This window comes from Mesorhizobium sp. M7A.F.Ca.CA.004.06.1.1 (genome assembly GCF_003999135.1).
Lineage (GTDB): Bacteria > Pseudomonadota > Alphaproteobacteria > Rhizobiales > Rhizobiaceae > Mesorhizobium.
The window spans coordinates 1-794 of record NZ_RZPQ01001291.1 but is presented as its reverse complement, the minus strand read 5'-3'; the positions used below and the strand labels follow the sequence as shown (position 1 = coordinate 794).

The 794-nt window shown below is 58.2% G+C and carries 2 protein-coding genes; one reads left to right on the top strand and one right to left on the bottom strand.

What is annotated here, in order from left to right; all coding sequences use genetic code 11:
• Positions 1 to 153: DUF1203 domain-containing protein (locus EN906_RS35870; protein WP_127375857.1), on the top strand; the 153-nt coding region annotated here is incomplete at its 5' end.
• A gap of 235 nt (positions 154 to 388) precedes the next feature.
• On the opposite strand, the gene EN906_RS35865 is transcribed toward EN906_RS35870, so the two are convergent.
• A partial coding sequence (locus EN906_RS35865) for an outer membrane beta-barrel protein (protein ID WP_164777691.1) occupies positions 389 to 794 on the bottom strand: 406 nt, incomplete at its 5' end.

Genomic DNA, 794 nt, shown 5'->3' with positions numbered 1-794 from the left:
GATGATCGCATCGTCTACGGCAGCGGCGGCGTCATCCCGACCACGGCAATTGCTGCACGGGCCGAGACGCTGTTCGAACGCGACGAGATCGCCTACGTCCATGTCCGTTCGGCGCGCAACAATTGCTACCAGTGCCGCATCGAGCGCGCTTGAGGCTGAGATTAGCCGCTGGAAACAGTTGTCGTACTCCCGTCGCATATTCGCGATAGAAAGCTATTGTCGATCGATTTGCCGACCGCGGATGAACCGGCGGTAAATCTCGACATCGAGGAAGCGGGGCTTTGGCTCCGCTTTTTTGTTGCCTGCGTTTGGCGCGGAAAGATTCGAGCAATAAAAAAAAGCCCGCCGGCATGGCCGACGGGCTGCAACTGTTTGGCTGGAGGGCCTTTTAGTTGAACTTGTACTTCGCGCCGAGACGCACGGTGTGGAAAGAGGAAGTCGAGGTAAGGGTGTCGTCGGGTGCGCCGAATTCCGAAGAAAAGTCCTTCTCGGCGAACTGCGAATAGCGATATTCGAGGCCAACGGTGACATTGCTGGACAGAGCCGTTTCCAGGCCGCCACCAACCGAGAAACCGCTGGAACCCCAGTCGAGAATGTCGCCGATCGGGTCGGAAGCGTTCAGATCGAAATGCTGCCAGCTGTAGCCGGCAAGCGCATAGGCAAGGGTCGATTCGTTCATCTTCATGCCGACGCGGCCCAGCACATCGAACCCATAGTCGGTATCGACGTTGATCGACCCGCCGCCGAGATCCAGCTTGGAAGTCATGCCGGAGTAGCGTGCATCGACCATGACG